The sequence below is a fragment of the Kineococcus aridisoli genome (assembly GCF_050871885.1).
Lineage (GTDB): Bacteria > Actinomycetota > Actinomycetes > Actinomycetales > Kineococcaceae > Kineococcus.
Genome location: NZ_JBJLSF010000020.1, coordinates 11,732 through 26,048 on the forward strand (window position 1 = coordinate 11,732; position 14,317 = coordinate 26,048).

14 protein-coding genes and 1 other RNA gene are annotated in these 14,317 nt (G+C 77.6%); 13 read left to right on the forward strand and 2 right to left on the reverse strand.

Going from position 1 to position 14,317, the window contains the following annotated elements:
• Window positions 1-85 precede the first annotated feature (85 nt).
• Window positions 86-616 (reverse strand): GNAT family N-acetyltransferase, encoded by a 531-nt coding sequence (locus ACRYM2_RS07875; protein ID WP_432521284.1) that lies wholly within the window; start codon window positions 614-616, stop codon window positions 86-88.
• The gene (locus tag ACRYM2_RS07880; protein WP_432521285.1) at window positions 613-4,896 is read right to left on the reverse strand and encodes an FtsK/SpoIIIE domain-containing protein; all 4,284 of its coding nucleotides are present in this window, start codon (window positions 4,894-4,896) and stop codon (window positions 613-615) included. The genes ACRYM2_RS07875 and ACRYM2_RS07880 overlap by 4 nt, the downstream gene beginning before the upstream one ends.
• Before the next feature lie 158 nt (window positions 4,897-5,054).
• On the opposite strand from ACRYM2_RS07880, the gene ACRYM2_RS07885 reads away from it, so the two are divergent.
• The 13 genes from ACRYM2_RS07885 to ssrA all read left to right on the forward strand — a co-directional run bounded on the left by ACRYM2_RS07885 (window position 5,055) and on the right by ssrA (window position 14,275).
• The gene (locus ACRYM2_RS07885; protein ID WP_432521286.1) at window positions 5,055-6,290 is read left to right on the forward strand and encodes a TadA family conjugal transfer-associated ATPase; all 1,236 of its coding nucleotides are present in this window, start codon (window positions 5,055-5,057) and stop codon (window positions 6,288-6,290) included.
• Window positions 6,290-7,159, forward strand: a complete 870-nt coding sequence (locus ACRYM2_RS07890) for a type II secretion system F family protein (RefSeq protein ID WP_432521288.1) — start codon at window positions 6,290-6,292, stop codon at window positions 7,157-7,159. The genes ACRYM2_RS07885 and ACRYM2_RS07890 overlap by 1 nt, the downstream gene beginning before the upstream one ends.
• The gene (locus ACRYM2_RS07895) at window positions 7,156-8,040 is read left to right on the forward strand and encodes a type II secretion system F family protein (protein WP_432521290.1); all 885 of its coding nucleotides are present in this window, start codon (window positions 7,156-7,158) and stop codon (window positions 8,038-8,040) included. Before ACRYM2_RS07890 ends, ACRYM2_RS07895 begins: the two co-directional genes overlap by 4 nt.
• Window positions 8,041-8,132: 92 nt before the next feature.
• Window positions 8,133-8,330, forward strand: coding sequence for a hypothetical protein (locus ACRYM2_RS07900; protein WP_432521291.1), 198 nt, complete (start codon window positions 8,133-8,135; stop codon window positions 8,328-8,330).
• Window positions 8,327-8,731 (forward strand): TadE/TadG family type IV pilus assembly protein, encoded by a 405-nt coding sequence (locus ACRYM2_RS07905; RefSeq protein WP_432521293.1) that lies wholly within the window; start codon window positions 8,327-8,329, stop codon window positions 8,729-8,731. The genes ACRYM2_RS07900 and ACRYM2_RS07905 overlap by 4 nt, the downstream gene beginning before the upstream one ends.
• The gene (locus tag ACRYM2_RS07910) at window positions 8,728-9,165 is read left to right on the forward strand and encodes a pilus assembly protein (protein WP_432521294.1); all 438 of its coding nucleotides are present in this window, start codon (window positions 8,728-8,730) and stop codon (window positions 9,163-9,165) included. Before ACRYM2_RS07905 ends, ACRYM2_RS07910 begins: the two co-directional genes overlap by 4 nt.
• A complete protein-coding gene (locus ACRYM2_RS07915) occupies window positions 9,162-9,644 on the forward strand; it encodes a pilus assembly protein TadG-related protein (RefSeq protein ID WP_432521295.1) in 483 nt (160 codons plus the stop codon). Before ACRYM2_RS07910 ends, ACRYM2_RS07915 begins: the two co-directional genes overlap by 4 nt.
• Before the next feature lie 64 nt (window positions 9,645-9,708).
• A complete protein-coding gene (locus ACRYM2_RS07920) occupies window positions 9,709-10,395 on the forward strand; it encodes an SDR family NAD(P)-dependent oxidoreductase (RefSeq protein ID WP_432521296.1) in 687 nt (228 codons plus the stop codon).
• Between the two features lie 90 nt (window positions 10,396-10,485).
• Window positions 10,486-11,589, forward strand: a complete 1,104-nt coding sequence (gene prfB / locus ACRYM2_RS07925) for a peptide chain release factor 2 (protein ID WP_432521297.1) — start codon at window positions 10,486-10,488, stop codon at window positions 11,587-11,589.
• Between the two features lie 118 nt (window positions 11,590-11,707).
• The gene (gene ftsE / locus ACRYM2_RS07930) at window positions 11,708-12,397 is read left to right on the forward strand and encodes a cell division ATP-binding protein FtsE (protein ID WP_432521299.1); all 690 of its coding nucleotides are present in this window, start codon (window positions 11,708-11,710) and stop codon (window positions 12,395-12,397) included.
• On the forward strand, window positions 12,397-13,302 hold the full coding sequence (gene ftsX / locus ACRYM2_RS07935) for a permease-like cell division protein FtsX (protein ID WP_432521300.1): 906 nt from the start codon (window positions 12,397-12,399) through the stop codon (window positions 13,300-13,302). Before ftsE ends, ftsX begins: the two co-directional genes overlap by 1 nt.
• A gap of 48 nt (window positions 13,303-13,350) precedes the next feature.
• Window positions 13,351-13,821, forward strand: a complete 471-nt coding sequence (smpB, locus tag ACRYM2_RS07940) for an SsrA-binding protein SmpB (RefSeq protein ID WP_432521301.1) — start codon at window positions 13,351-13,353, stop codon at window positions 13,819-13,821.
• A gap of 88 nt (window positions 13,822-13,909) precedes the next feature.
• Window positions 13,910-14,275: a transfer-messenger RNA gene (gene ssrA / locus ACRYM2_RS07945) on the forward strand.
• Window positions 14,276-14,317 lie beyond the last annotated feature (42 nt).

Below are 14,317 nucleotides of genomic sequence, written 5' to 3' on the forward strand. Positions count from 1 at the left end.
GTACGAGGTCCTCTCCGGGGCTGCGGGCGCGGTGCCCGCGCACCAGCTTGGTAGGTGCTCACCGTAAGACAGCGAACACGTGGGGTCACTTCTGGTCGGCACCGGGGGTCGCCAGGGCCGCGAGCCGGGCACCGTCCAGGCGCCAGACCGTCCACTCGTCCTCCGCCCTCGCCCCGAGCGCGCGGTAGAAGGCGTGCGCCGAGGTGTTCCAGTCCAGCACCCAGAACTCCAGGCGGCCGAACCCGCGCTCCGCGCACAGGCGGCCCAGCTCGGCGAAGAACGCACGGCCGATGCCGAGACGGCGGTGCTCGGGGCGCACGAACAAGTCCTCCAGCCACATGCCCTGCCGTCCCAGCCACGTCGAGAACGTGGTGTACCACAGGGCCATCCCGGCGACCTCCACCCCGGCGGGGGTCCGCACCTCGGCCAGCACGCACCCGATGCCGGTGCCCGGCCGCAGGGCGCGCGCGAAGTCGTCGGCGGTGGCGGTGGCCGACTCCGGCGCCTGCTCGTACTCCGCCAGCTCGCGGACCAGCGCCGCGACGGCGGCGCCGTCGTCGGCGGTCGCCTGCCGCAGGGTGAAGGAGGGGCGGGACCCCCCGCCGTCGGTGCTCACGCGCCCACGGTAGTGGGGCGCTCACCGGGCCAGGCCACGCGCACACCGGTCCACCGGCCGTCGACGACGACGAACCCCGCACCCGGCCCCGGACCCGGCGCCGGCAGCGGCCGCCGCGCCACCACCTCGGCGGGCACCCGCCCGTCCCGCCCGAGCAGCAGGCAGGTGCGCGCCTGCGAGCGCACCACGGCGGCCAGCCCCCGGAAGGCGCCGACCAGCTCCCCGCCGTCCCCGGCCAGCACCAGCCCCCCGGCGGGCGCCCGCGCGGCGGTCAGCGCCCGCACGAGCACCTCCTCCGCACCCGCCTCCAGCGCGGTCGGCGAGGCGTCGACGAGCACCAGGCCCCCGCCCGCCAGTGCGGCCTCGAGCGCGTCGGCGCGCGCGCCGCGGGCCCACACCACCGCGCGGGCGCCACCGCCACCGCCGCCACCTGCACCGCCGCCACCTGCACCGCCGCCACCCCCACCGCCGCCACCTCCACCGCCGTCGCCCACCGCCCGGGCGAAGGCCGCCGCCAGGGTGCGCAGCGCGCTCGTGCGGCCGCTGCCCGCCGGACCGGCCACCACCAGCGGACGGCTCAGGTCCACCGCCACGACGGCGCCCGCGTCCCCGCCCACCCCCACCGGCAGCGCCGTCACCGGCCCCGGGGGCAGCGCGTGCACCGGCACCAGCGCGGGCAGCGCCGCAACCTCCAGCCGGGCCGCCCGCCCCGGCCGGTCCGCTCCGGCGCCCGGAGCCGTCGCGGGCTCGAGCACCTGCACCTCGAGGGCGACCCCCTCGCGCACCAGCAACCCGCGCCCCGGCGGCGCCGCCCGCGGGAGCTCCGCGGCCCGCAGGCCCAGCAGCGCCGCGTCCGCGCGGTCGGCCAGCCGCAGCAGCAGCACCTGCCCGCAGGCGGAGGCCACCGCGCCGGTCAGCAGCGCCCGGTCCCCGGTCAGCGCCACCCGCACGCCGACCGCCGAGGCCTCGCGCAGCAGCCGCAGCAGCGCGTCGGCGCCGCACCCGGGATCGGCGTCGGCGAGCGCGCCCGCGAAGGAGTCCCAGCCGTCGACGAGCAGGACCAGGTACGGCTCCAGCGGCTCGCCGGCGGCGCGCGCCCGCGCGTGCTCGGCCGGCAGGTCGGCCACGCCCGCGCGGGCGAACCGGGCGCGCCGGCGCTCGACCTCCTCCTGCAGCCGCTGCAGCAGCCGGCCGGCCCGCCACACCTCCTCGAGGCCCACGACCGAACCGGTGCAGCCGGTGCCCGCGAGGTCGCCGAGGCGACCGCCGGCGTCCAGCACGTGCACCTCCACCGGCACCGCGCACCGACCGGCCTGCGTCGCCAGCGCGCGCAGCAGCGTGCTGCGCCCGCTGCGGACGGTGCCCACCACGAGCAGGTGCTCCCCGCTCGCCAGGTCCCAGCCCGCGCTCGCGCGCCGCTGCTCGGCCGGCACGTCCAGCAGCCCCCACACCAGGACCGCCTCGCCCACGCCGTCCGCACCGGTCCCGGCACCGGTCCCGTCGCTCGGTGCGCCGGCGGGCAGGTCGCCGCGCCCGGCCCGGGCCGGCAGCGGCGGCAGCCACGGCGCGGGCGGGAGCGCCCGCCCGCGCAGCCGCACGGCCTCCCGCACGGCCGCCACCAGCCCCGGCAGGTCGTCCACGAGCTCACCGGCGGGCGGGGCCGGGGCGTCCGCGCGCCGCACGCGCACCCGCCCCCCGCGGCGGGGAGCGCGCAGGCTGGCCGCCTGCACCAGCTCCGGCGCCCGCGGACCGCGCCGCACCAGCGCCCGTCCCGGCAGCCGGTCGCTGAAGGCGGCGGGCGCCGGATCGCCCACGACGTCCTCGGCGTCGGCGCGCTCCTGCACCCGCAGCGCGATCCGCAGGTTGGTGTTCGCCCGGATCTCCGGGCTCACCACACCGGCCGGGCGCTGGGTGGCCAGCACCAGGTGCAGGCCCAGCGAGCGGCCCACGACGGCCAGCCGCACCAGCTCCTCCACGAAGGCGGGCAGCTCCTGCGAGAGCACCCGGAACTCGTCGACGACGAGCACCAGGCGCGCCAGCACCCCGGCCGGCAGGTCGGCGAGGTCGGCCGCACCGGCCCGCGCCAGCACGAGCTCGCGGCGGCGCACCTCCGCGCGCAGGCTGCGCAGCACCCGGCCGGCCAGCTGCTCGTCGAGGTCGGTGACCACCCCGGCCACGTGCGGCAGGCCCGCGCAGGCGCCGAAGGCGGCGCCGCCCTTGTAGTCGACGAGCACCAGCTGCAGCGCGTCCGGCGGGGCGCCGGCGGCCAGGGAGGCGACGAGGGACTGCAGCAGCACCGACTTGCCCGACCCGGTGGTGCCCGCCACGAGCGCGTGCGGGCCGTCGGCGGCCAGGTCGACCCGGCACGGCCCGTCCGCCCCGGCGCCCAGCACCGCCTGCAGCCCCGCGGCCGGGACCTCCCAGCGCCGCGCGAGGGCCGCACCCTCCAGCGGGCCCAGCAGCTCCGCGAGCCGGACGTCGCCGGGCACCTCGCCGCCACCGCCGCGCCCGCCCGCGTCCCGGACGGCGGCCAGGGCGCGGGCGCACCGCTGCGCCCACGCCGCACCGACGCCGTCGGCACGCGCGCGCGCCGTCCCGGCGGGGGTGCGCACGAGGGCCGGGGAGGTGGTCAGGTCCAGCAGCGTGCGGCACTCGGCCGGCAGCCCGGCCGCGGCCGCCTCCAGGCAGACCGGGTGGATCCCGTGCGCGGGCCCCTCCGCCAGCAGCACGCCCAGGGCGGGCTCGGCGCGCAGGGCGGCGCAGTCGTCGACCACCACGACGACGGCGGGCACCGCCGCAGCGGGTGCCCCGGGCCGCCCGGCCCGCGGGCGCCGCGCGTCCAGCTCCGCGCGCAGCGCGGCCAGCACCTGCGCGGGCGCCCCCGGCGACGGGCGGGAGTGCGGCAGCCAGGCCGTCCACGCCCAGTCCCGCGGGCAGCCCCCGTGCTCACCGCCGCCGTCGCCGGCCGGGCCGACGAGGACCAGGTGCACCTCCTCGGGGGAGTGCCAGGCCGCGACCTGGGCCAGCAGGTGGCGCACCACGCGCAGCCGGGCCTCGCGCGGCCCGGCGATCCCCAGGGCGCCCTCGTGCAGCGAGACCACCACCGGCACGTCGCGCAGCAGCGGCGGGGCCGACCCCTCGCCGCCGCGCTCGTCCGCCGGCCGCACGCTGCTGCCGGTGGCCGCGCGCTCGCCGAGCCCGGTGCGCAGGACGAGGTGGTCGCCGTCGCCGGGGCGGCGCTCGTACAGCCGGCTGCCGCGCTGCTCCGCCTGCGCGAGCAGCGCGGCGGGGTCGGGGAAGTCGTCGTGGGCGCGGGCGTGCTCCTGCGCCAGCGCCGCGTGGTGGCGGCGGCGGACCTCGGCGCGCGCGAGCGCCAGCGACCGCTCCGCGCCGGCGCGCTCGGCCGCTGCGCGGCGGCGCGCCGACCACCACTGCCCGCCGACGAGCACGGGCGAGGCCAGGCCCAGCAGCAGGGACAGCGGTGACCACAGCAGCGCCAGCGCCCCGGCCACCGCGAGGGGGACGAGCAGGGCGAGCACCGGCAGCGCGGGCGGTGGCGCCGGCGCCGGGCGCGCCGGCCAGCGCAGCACCTGCGCGGCGGTCGAGGCGCGCCAGCGCGGAGCCCTGTTGAGCAGCACGTGCCCGGCCCCGTCCGGGCGCGCCTGCGCGGCCTCGACCGCGGGCGGACCGACGGTCAGCACCGTGTCCCCGAGCCCCACCCGGGCCGGCAGCCGCAGCGCCGTGCGGTCGGCGAGCGCCCGCCGCCCGCCCTCGCGCAGCAGCGCCGTGCCGTTGAGCGAGCCGGCGTCGCGCACGAGCACCGTCCCGTCCGCGCGCACCTCGAGCACCGCGTGCCGGCGCGAGAGCGAGGGGTCCGCCAGCGCCGGCCGCCCCGAGCGCCCCACGACGTGGGCGCCCGTCCCGAGCACCAGGCGGCGGCCGGCGTCGGGACCCCCGCTGACGTGGACCACCACACCGTCCAGCGCCCCGTCCGCGGGGTCGCCGTCCGCGGGGTCGCCGTCCGCGGGGTCGCCGGCCGCGGGGTCGCCGGCCGCGGGGTCGCCGGCCGCGCCCGAGCGCACCTGCGCGCCCGCCAGCAGCGGCGGCAGCCCCAGGACCGCGCCGGCCACCGGGGAACCGCCCACGTGCAGCAGCCGCTCCCAGCCGGGCGGCCACGGGCCGGTGAGCTCCTCGACCTCGCGGCGCACGTCCGCGAAGGGGGTTCCGGCGGGGACGTCGACCTCGAGGTCGACCCCGAGGACGGTCAGGCGGAAGGGCACCGGCGGATCGTGGCAGCGGCGCACGGCCCGCCGGCCGCCGTCCACAACGCCCGGGGCGGCGCCGCGGGTTGTCCACATCACCCGAACGCCGCGGCCCGCGCCTGACCTACGGTGCCCCGGCGCGGGAGGGGCCCGCCGGTGCGGGTGGAGGAGTTCGGGTGGACGCGGTGCGGCTCGTCGAGGACGAGGTGCGGACCCTCGTGCGGCGGCGCACGGCCGCGGGCGGCTTCCACGGCGGCGCCGACGAGCTGCGCGAGCTCGTGGACGCCGCGGTCCTCGACTACGACCTGCGCTCGCTGGACGGCTCGCTGCCCGCCCTCGCCGACCGCGCCGCCGCCGTGCGCGACGTGGTCGCCGCGGTCTCGGGGTTCGGCCCGCTGCAGCGCTACTTCGACGACCCCGACGTCGAGGAGATCTGGATCAACGAACCCGGCAAGGTCTTCGTCGCCCGCGGCGGCGTCCCGGAGCTGACGACGACGATCCTCGACGAGGACGCCGTCGCCGAGCTCGTCGAGCGCATGCTGGCCAGCACCGGCCGGCGGGTGGACCTGTCCAGCCCGTTCGTCGACGCCTCGCTGCCCGACGGCTCGCGCGTGCACGTCGTCATCCCCGACGTGACCCGCCGGCACTGGGCGGTGAACGTCCGGCGCTTCGTCGCCCGCGCGCGGCGCCTGGACGACCTCGTCGACCTCGGCGCCCTGCCCGCGCAGGCGGCCGCCTTCCTCGCCGCGGCCGTCGCCTCCGGCCTGAACCTCCTGGTCTCCGGAGCGACCCAGGCGGGCAAGACGACCCTGCTGAACTGCCTGCTCGCGGCGGTCCCCGCGCAGCAGCGCATCATCACCTGCGAGGAGGTCTTCGAGCTGCAGGTCGCCGCCCGCGACGTCGTGGCCATGCAGTGCCGGCAGCCCAACCTCGAGGGCCGCGGGGAGATCCCGCTGCGCCGGCTGGTCAAGGAGGCGCTGCGCATGCGCCCCGACCGGCTCGTCGTCGGCGAGGTGCGCCAGGCCGAGAGCCTGGACCTGCTCATAGCCCTGAACTCCGGGCTGCCCGGTGCCGCCACGATCCACGCCAACTCCGCCGCCGACGCGGTGGCGAAGATGTGCACGCTGCCGCTGCTGGCCGGGGAGAACGTCACCAGCGCCTTCGTCGTGCCGGCCGTCGCGGCCAGCCTCGACCTCGTCGTCCACGCCGAGCTGGACCCCGACGGCCGGCGCCGGGTGCGCGAGGTCGTCGCCGTCACCGGCCGCTGCGAGGGCGGTGTCGTGGAGACCGCCGACGTCTTCGTCTCCGACGCCGCCGGTGCGCTCGTGCGCGCCGGCGGCTGGCCGCCGCACCGCGAGCGGTTCGCCCGCGCCGGTTTCGACCTGCCCGCCCTGCTGGCCGGGGCGCCCTGATGGGCGCCGCTCCCGTCGCGGTCGGCGCGCTGCTCGGCGCCGGGCTGTTCTGCCTGTGGTGGTCCTGCTGGCCGCGCCCGCGGGCCCACCACGCGCGGGACAGCCCGCGGCGCCGCCCGGTGCGGGCCGCCCTCGACGCCGCCGGGTGGGCGGACGTGCCCGCCGCCCTGCTGCCGTCGGCGTGCCTGCTGGCCGCGCTGCTGGCCGCGCTCGCGGTCGCCGGGAGCACCGGTGTCCTCGTGCTCGCGCTCGCGGCGGGCGCCGCCGCCGGCTGCGCCCCGGTGGCGGCGCTGCGCGCGCGCACCCGCCAGCGCAGCGGCGAGCGGGCCGCCGCGTGGCCGGACGTCGTCGACACCGTCGCCTCGGCGGTGCGGGCCGGGGCGCCCCTGCCGGACGCGGTGTGCGCGCTGGCCGTGCGCGGCCCGGTGCACCTGCGCCCCGCCTTCGCCCGCTTCGCCGTCGGCCACCGCTCCAGCGGCGCGTTCGAGCCCCAGCTCGCGCAGCTGCAGGCCGAGCTCGCCGACCCCGTCTTCGACCGCCTCGCGGCCACGCTGCGGATGACCCGGCAGGTGGGCGGCAGCGACCTCGGCGGCACGCTGCGGACCCTGTCGGCGTACCTGCGCGAGGACCAGCGCGCCCGCGGCGAGCTGCTGGCCCGGCAGAGCTGGACGGTCTCGGCGGCCCGGCTGGCCGTGGCCGCGCCCTGGCTGGTGCTGGCCCTGCTGGGGACCCGCCCGGGTGCGCTCGCCGTCTACGACACCCCGCGGGGCGCGGCCGTGCTCGTCACCGGTGCGCTCGTCTGCGCGCTCTCCTACCGCCTCATGGTGCGCCTGGGACGGCTGCCCGCGGCGCGCCGGGTGCTCGCGTGAGCCCCGCGGGCACCGGTCTGCTGCTGGGCTCGCTGTGCGGCGCCGGGTGCTGGCTGCTGGCGCGGGCGCTGCCCGTGCGCCGCGCCCCCGCCCTGGAGGACCGGGTGGGCCCCTACCTGGGCGCTCGCGGCGGCGGTCCCGGCGACCGGCTGCGCACCGCGCTGCTGGCCGCCGGCGCCCGCGCCGGCGGGGCGCTCGGCTCCACCGAGGTCGTCCGCCGCCGCCTGGCCGTGCTCGACCCCGACCGCGACCCGGCCCAGCACCGCGCCGAGCAGGTGCTGTGGGCCTTCGCCGGGGTGGCGCTCGCCGCGCTGGCCGCTGCGGCGCTCGCCGCCCGCGGGCAGGTGCACCCCGTGGGGGTGCTGGCCCTGCTGCTGGCCGGCGGCCTCGGCGGCGCCCTGCTGCGCGACCGCGTCCTGGCGGGCGCCGTGCGGCGCCGGCGCGCCGAGGTGCTCGAGGACCTGCCCGCGGTCGCGGAGCTGCTGGCCCTGTCGGTGGGCGCGGGCGAGAACGTCGCGGCCGCGCTGGAGCGGGTCGCCGCCGGAGGTGGACCGCTGTGCGCGCAGCTGCGCCGCGCGCTCGGCGAGGTGCGCACCGGGACCCCGCTGCTGGAGGCCCTGGCCGCCCTGGCCGACCGGCTGGGGGTGGGTGCGCTCGACCGCTTCGTCGACGGCCTCGCCGTGGCCGTGGAGGCCGGCAGCCCGCTGGCGGAGGTGCTGCGCGCCCAGGCCGGGGACGTGCGCGAGGCGCAGCGGCGCCGGCTGCTGGAGGAGGGCGGGCGCCGCGAGGTGCAGATGCTCGTGCCCGTCGTCTTCGGCGTCCTGCCCGTGACCGTCGTCTTCGCCGTCCTGCCCGGCCTGGCGCAGCTGCAGCTCGGCTGAACCCCCACCCACCCCCACCCACCCCTCGCCCGTCCCGGCACCGGACCGACCCGGCGCCGCACCGACCCGTCCACCACACCCCGGAGGAAGCCGTGACCCTCGACCTGCACACCCTGCGCACCTGGCTGGCCCGGGCGCTGCGCACCGGCGACGACCGCGGCGACGTGCCCGGCTGGGTGCTGGTGACCCTCATGACCGCCGGTCTCGTCGTCGGCCTGTGGGCCGTGGCCGGCCCGCGCCTGGAGGCGTTGTTCACCCAGGCCATGGACGCCGTCGTCGGGCAGCTGTGACGGGGACCGCCCCGGGCGCCGGGGCCCGCGGCGACGAGGGGTCCGCGGTCGCGGAGTTCGCGGCCGTCGCCGGGGTGCTGGCGCTGCTGTTCGCGGCGCTCGTCCAGCTCGCCGTCGTGCAGCACGTGCGGGCGACGGCGGTGGACTGCGCGGGGGAGGGTGCGCGCCACGGGGCGCTCGCCGGCAGCAGCCCCGCCGCGGGGGCGGCCCGCACCCGCGAGCTGCTGGCCGCCTCGCTGTCACCGCGCTTCGCCGAGCACGTGGACGCCCGCGTCGTGCGGCGCGGCGGGGCGGCCGTCGTCGAGGTGCGCGTGCAGGCGCCGCTGCCGGTGCTGGCCCTGCTCGGCGCGGACCGCGCCCTGCGCGTCAGCGGGCACGCCGCCCTGGAGGGCGCCGCGTGAGCCCGGTGGCCCGCGAGCGCCGCGGGTGGCGCGGCCGCGCCGACGAGGGCAGCGCCGCCGTGGAGTTCCTCGCCGTCGGGGTGCTGCTGCTGGTGCCGCTGGCCTACCTCGTGCTGACGCTGGGGCGCTTGCAGGCGGCCACCTTCGCGGCCGAGTCCGGCGCCCGGGAGGCCTCGCGGGTGCTGGCCAGGACCGACGGCGAGGCCACCGCCCGCCGGTGGGCGCAGGAGGCGGTCGTCCTGGCGCTGGCCGACCAGGGGTTCACCGCGGCCCCCGGTGCGCTGGAGCTGGAGTGCGCGGCGGACCCGTGCCGCTCCCCGGAGGCGGTGGTCGCGGCGACCGTGCGCGTGGAGGTGGCGCTGCCCCTGCTGCCGGGGGCCGTGCCGGTGCAGGTGCGCCGGGTGGCCGTCGCCGACCGGTTCGTCGGCTCGTGAGCACCGCCGGTCCGCGCGACGAGGGGCGCATCGCGCTGCTGTCGCTGGGCTTCGCCCTCGTCGCGGTGCTGCTCGTTCTGGCGCTCGCCTCCGCCTCCGCGGTGCACCTGCAGCGCAAGCGGCTGGTGGCGCTGGCCGACGCGGCGGCGGCGGACGCGGCCGACGCCGTCGACGAGCGCGTCTACTACGGCGCCTCCTCCGCGACCGGCGGCGGTGCGGGCGGAGCCGGTGGTGCGGGCGGGCGGGTGCTGCTCTCGGACGGCTCGGTGCGCGCGAGCGCCGAGGACTACCTGCGCCGCCACGGCGACCTGCCCGGTGCGTTCGTCGCGCCGGGCACCGGCACCTCCGACGGCCGCACGGCCGAGGTGGTGCTGGCGGTGCGGGTGCGCCCGCCGTTCGCCGACGTCGTGCCCGGTGCCCCGGGCGCGGACGGCCTGCTGCTGCGCGCGCGCAGCCGCGCGGTGGCGGTGCTGCGCTGAGGGGTGCTGCGCCGGGGGGTGCGCGGACCTGCGCCGGGGCCCGCGCTGTGCGAGCGTGCGGGGCGTGACCGACCTCGACGGCGCTGCCGTCCTGCTCACCGGTGCCGGCGGGGGGCTGGGCCGCCCGATCGCCCGGCGGCTGGCCGCGGCCGGCGCCCGGCTGGTCGTCAGCGGCCGCGACGCCGCCCGCCTGGAAGGGCTGGGGCACCCGGTGCTCGCGGACCTGCGCCTGCCGGGGGAGCCGGAGCGGCTGGTGGAGGAGGCCGTGGCGCACCTGGGGCGCCTGGACGGCCTCGTGCACGCGGCGGGGGTGGTCGCCTTCGGCCCGGCGGGGGAGGCCGACGACGACCTGCTCGACGAGCTGTTCCTGGCCGACGCGATCGGGCCGGTGCGCCTGCTGCGCGCGGCGGTGCCGCACCTGCTGCGGGCGCAGGCGCAGCGGCCGGGGGCGTTCGCGGCGGTCCTGAGCGCCGTGGTCGCCGAGCGCCCGCAGCCGGGGATGGCCGCGTACTCGGCGGCCAAGGCGGCGCTGAGCGCGTTCACCCGGGCGCTGGCCGGCGAGGTGCGCCGCGAGGGGGTGCGGGTGCTCGACGTGCGCCCGCCGCACACCGAGACGGGGCTGGCGGGGCGGCCGGTGGCCGGCAGCGCGCCGCGGCTGCCGCGGGGGCTGGAGCCGGACGCGGTGGCCGAGCGCGTCGTGGCCGCGCTGGCCGGCGGCGAGCGGGAGCTGCCCTCCACCGCCTTCGGCTGAGCGGGCACCGGCGCCCGGCTGGGGCGCCGGGTGCACCACCGGGGGCGCGAGCGGGTGGGGAGGGGGCGGGCGGACGTAGACTCGTCGGTCGTGGCCATCGACTTCCCCTCCGAGATCTCCGCCCTCCGCACGACCTACGGGTCGATCCGGGAGGTGTCGGACCTGGAGGGGCTGCGCAAGGAGCTGGCCGACCTCAACGAGCAGGCGGCCGCGCCGGACCTGTGGGACGACCCCGAGAGCGCCCAGACGGTGACGAGCCGCCTGTCGTCGGTGCAGGCCGAGCTGGACCGCATCGAGAAGATGGGCTCGCGCATCGACGACCTCGAGGTGCTCGTGGAGCTCGCCGAGGGCGAGGGCGACGCCGACTCCCTGGCCGAGGCCGAGGAGGAGCTCACGAGCATCAAGAAGTCGCTGGAGGAGCTGGAGGTCCGCACCCTGCTCTCCGGCGAGTACGACCCCCGCGAGGCCCTGGTGACGATCCGCTCGGAGGCCGGCGGCGTGGACGCCGCGGACTTCGCGGAGATGCTCATGCGGATGTACCTGCGCTGGGCCGAGCGCAAGCACTACAAGACGGAGGTCTACGACACCTCCTACGCCGAGGAGGCGGGCATCAAGTCGGCGACGTTCAAGGTCGCCGCGCCCTACGCCTACGGCACCCTGTCCGTCGAGCAGGGCACCCACCGCCTGGTGCGCATCTCGCCCTTCGACAACCAGGGCCGCCGCCAGACCTCCTTCGCCGGCGTGGAGGTCCTGCCGGTGGTGGCCGAGACCGACCACATCGACATCCCCGAGAACGACGTGCGCGTGGACGTGTACCGCTCTTCGGGCCCGGGTGGGCAGTCGGTCAACACCACCGACTCCGCGGTGCGCCTGACCCACATCCCCACCGGCATCGTCGTCACCTGCCAGAACGAGAAGTCGCAGCTGCAGAACAAGGCCGCGGCCATGCGCGTGCTGCAGGCCAAGCTGCTGGAGAAGGCCCGCCAGGACCGCCAGGCCGAGCTGGACGCCCTCAAGGGCGAGGACTCCGGCTCGTGGGGCAACCAGATGCGCTCCTACGTCCTGCAGCCGTACCGGATGGTCAAGGACCTGCGCACCAACCACGAGGTCGGCAACGCCGAGGCCGTCTTCGACGGCGACATCGACGGCTTCCTGGAGGCCGGCATCCGCTGGCGCCGCCAGAGCGAGGACTGAGCGGCCCGGGCGTTCACCCGGACGGCCCAGTGCGGTCGCGCCCCGTCAGCGGACCGTAGAGTGAAGGACGGCCAGGCAGCACCACCTCCTCCCGTCCCCGAGACTGGCCACCCACCGAGTGATCACCTTCGAGCAGGTCAGCAAGGTCTACGGCGAGGGGCACCGCCCCGCGCTCGCCGAGGTGACCCTCCAGATCGACCGCGGCGACTTCGTCTTCCTCGTCGGCCCCTCCGGCTCGGGCAAGTCGACCTTCCTGCGGCTGGTCCTCAAGGAGGAGAAGGCGAGCCGGGGGACCGTGCAGGTCGCCGGGCGCGACGTGGGCCGGCTGCGCAGCTGGAAGGTGCCGGGGCTGCGCCGCCAGATCGGCGTGGTCTTCCAGGACTTCCGGCTGCTGGCGGACAAGTCCGTCTACGAGAACGTCGCCTTCGCGCTGCAGGTGCTCGGCAAGCCCCGCCACGTCATCGCCCAGACCGTGCCGGAGACCCTCGGCCTGGTCGGCCTGACCGGCAAGGAGCGCCGCCGCCCGCACGAGCTGTCCGGCGGTGAGCAGCAGCGGGTGGCGATCGCCCGCGCCTTCGTCAACCGGCCGGCGATCCTGCTGGCCGACGAGCCCACCGGCAACCTCGACCCGGAGACCAGCGTCGGCATCATGAAGCTGCTGGACCGCATCAACCGCACGGGGACGACGATCGTGATGGCCACCCACGACGACGACATCGTCGACCAGATGCGCAAGCGCGTCGTCGAGCTGCGCGACGGCCGCGTCGTGCGCGACGAGGACCGCGGCGTGTACGGGTCGGGCCGCTGATGCGCGTCGGGTTCGTCCTGGGCGAGATGTTCGCCGGGCTGCGCCGCAACATCACCATGACCCTGTCGGTGGTCCTGGTGACCATGGTGTCGCTGTTCTTCTTCGGCGCCGGGCTGCTCGTGCAGCAGCAGGTGTCCATCCTCAAGGGCGACTGGTACGACCGCGTGCAGGTCTCGATCTTCCTGTGCGGGGAGGACAGCCCGGCCGAGGCGTGCCCGGAGGGCGCGATCACCGCGGCCCAGCGCGACGCGCTGCGCTCGCAGCTGCAGGCCGACCCGCTCGTGGACGAGGTCTTCTACGAGTCGCAGGCGGACGCCTTCCGCAACTTCCAGCAGATGTACGACACCTCCATCACGGCCAACGTCACCGCCGAGCAGCTGCCGGAGTCGTTCCGGGTGCGCCTGAGCGACCCCTCCCGCTACCAGGAGGTGACGGCGGAGTTCGCCGACGCGGCCGGGGTGGAGGACGTGCCCGACCAGCGGGCGATCCTGGAGCCGCTGTTCACGGTGCTCAACACGGCCACCCAGATCGCCCTGGGCCTGGCCGCGCTCATGCTGCTGTGCTCGGTGATGCTGGTCTCCACCACGATCCGGCTGACGGCCTTCAGCCGCCGCCGCGAGACGACGATCATGCGGCTGGTCGGGGCCTCCCGCGCGCTGATCCAGCTGCCCTTCGTCCTGGAGGGCGTCATCGCCAGCCTGCTGGGCGGCCTGCTCGCCTCGGCGGCGCTGTGGGCGATGGTGCACTTCGGCGTCGCGCGGCTGCGGGCGCGGCCGGGCTTCACCACCCGCCTCATCGACACCCACGACGTGCTGTGGCAGACGGCGCCGGTCATCCTGGCCGTCGGGCTGGTGTTCGCGATCGGCGCATCGCTGTTCAGCCTGCGACGCTGGCTGAAGGTCTAGACTCGAAGGTCAGCCCGAGGGACCGAGCAGACCACGAGGAGGAGCGACGTGCCGCGCGAGACCGGTCGCAAGGTGATCGCCAGCAACCGCAAGGCGCGCCACGACTACTTCATCGAGGACACCTACGAGGCGGGCATCAGCCTCATGGGCACCGAGGTCAAGGCCCTGCGGATGGGCCGCGCCTCGCTGGTCGACGGGTTCGCCCAGATCGACCGCGGCGAGATGTGGCTGGAGGGCGTGCACATCCCCGAGTACGTGCAGGGGACGTGGACCAACCACACCCCGCGCCGGCGCCGCAAGCTGCTGCTGCACCGCGCCGAGATCGACAAGTGGATCGGCAAGGTCCGCGAGTCCGGTCTGACGATCGTGCCGCTGTCGCTGTACTTCAACGACGGCAAGGTCAAGGTCGAGATCGGCCTGGCGCGCGGCAAGAAGAACTACGACAAGCGCCACGCGCTGCGCGAGCGGCAGGACCGCCGCGAGGCCGAGCGCGCCATGTCGATGCGCCAGGACCGCTGACCCGGGACCGCCGGCCCCGGGAACAAGCGGCGGGTGCGCGCCGTTGACGTGTACGCTGGCACTGCTGGTGACAGCGACAACTCAACAAGGGGATGACAGGTTTCGACGTCGGTCGTCGAGCCAGGGGAAGCGGGTCGAGGATGCACGGTCATCTCGTCAACGCTCCGTGCAAACCAATAGGTGCCGATTCCAAGCGCACCGAGTTCGCCCTCGCCGCCTGAGCGAGTGCGACTCTGTCAGCCCGGGTGAGCTCCCGCCCCGGGTCCTGGCATCGACTAGGGGGCTCACCTCTCACCGAGGTCGCGTAGGTGAGAGGGACACGCAACGCGGCTGGGCCCGGCGATGACATGCCTGTGTGAGCATCGGGGCCGAGCAGACCGCTGAACAGGATGCACCCGGAGAAGCCCTGGTACCACGCTGACGGACGCGGGTTCGATTCCCGCCATCTCCACCACCTGTCCCGCCCCCGGTCCTACGACCGGGGGCGGACCCCGTC

Excerpts from the sequence above, each read along its gene's own strand:
- ACRYM2_RS07890 (WP_432521288.1), top strand. The coding sequence starts at position 6,290 with ATGGGCGCCGCTCCCGTCGCGGTCGGCGCGCTGCTCGGCGCCGGGCTG.
- ftsX (WP_432521300.1), top strand. The coding sequence starts at position 12,397 with ATGCGCGTCGGGTTCGTCCTGGGCGAGATGTTCGCCGGGCTGCGCCGC.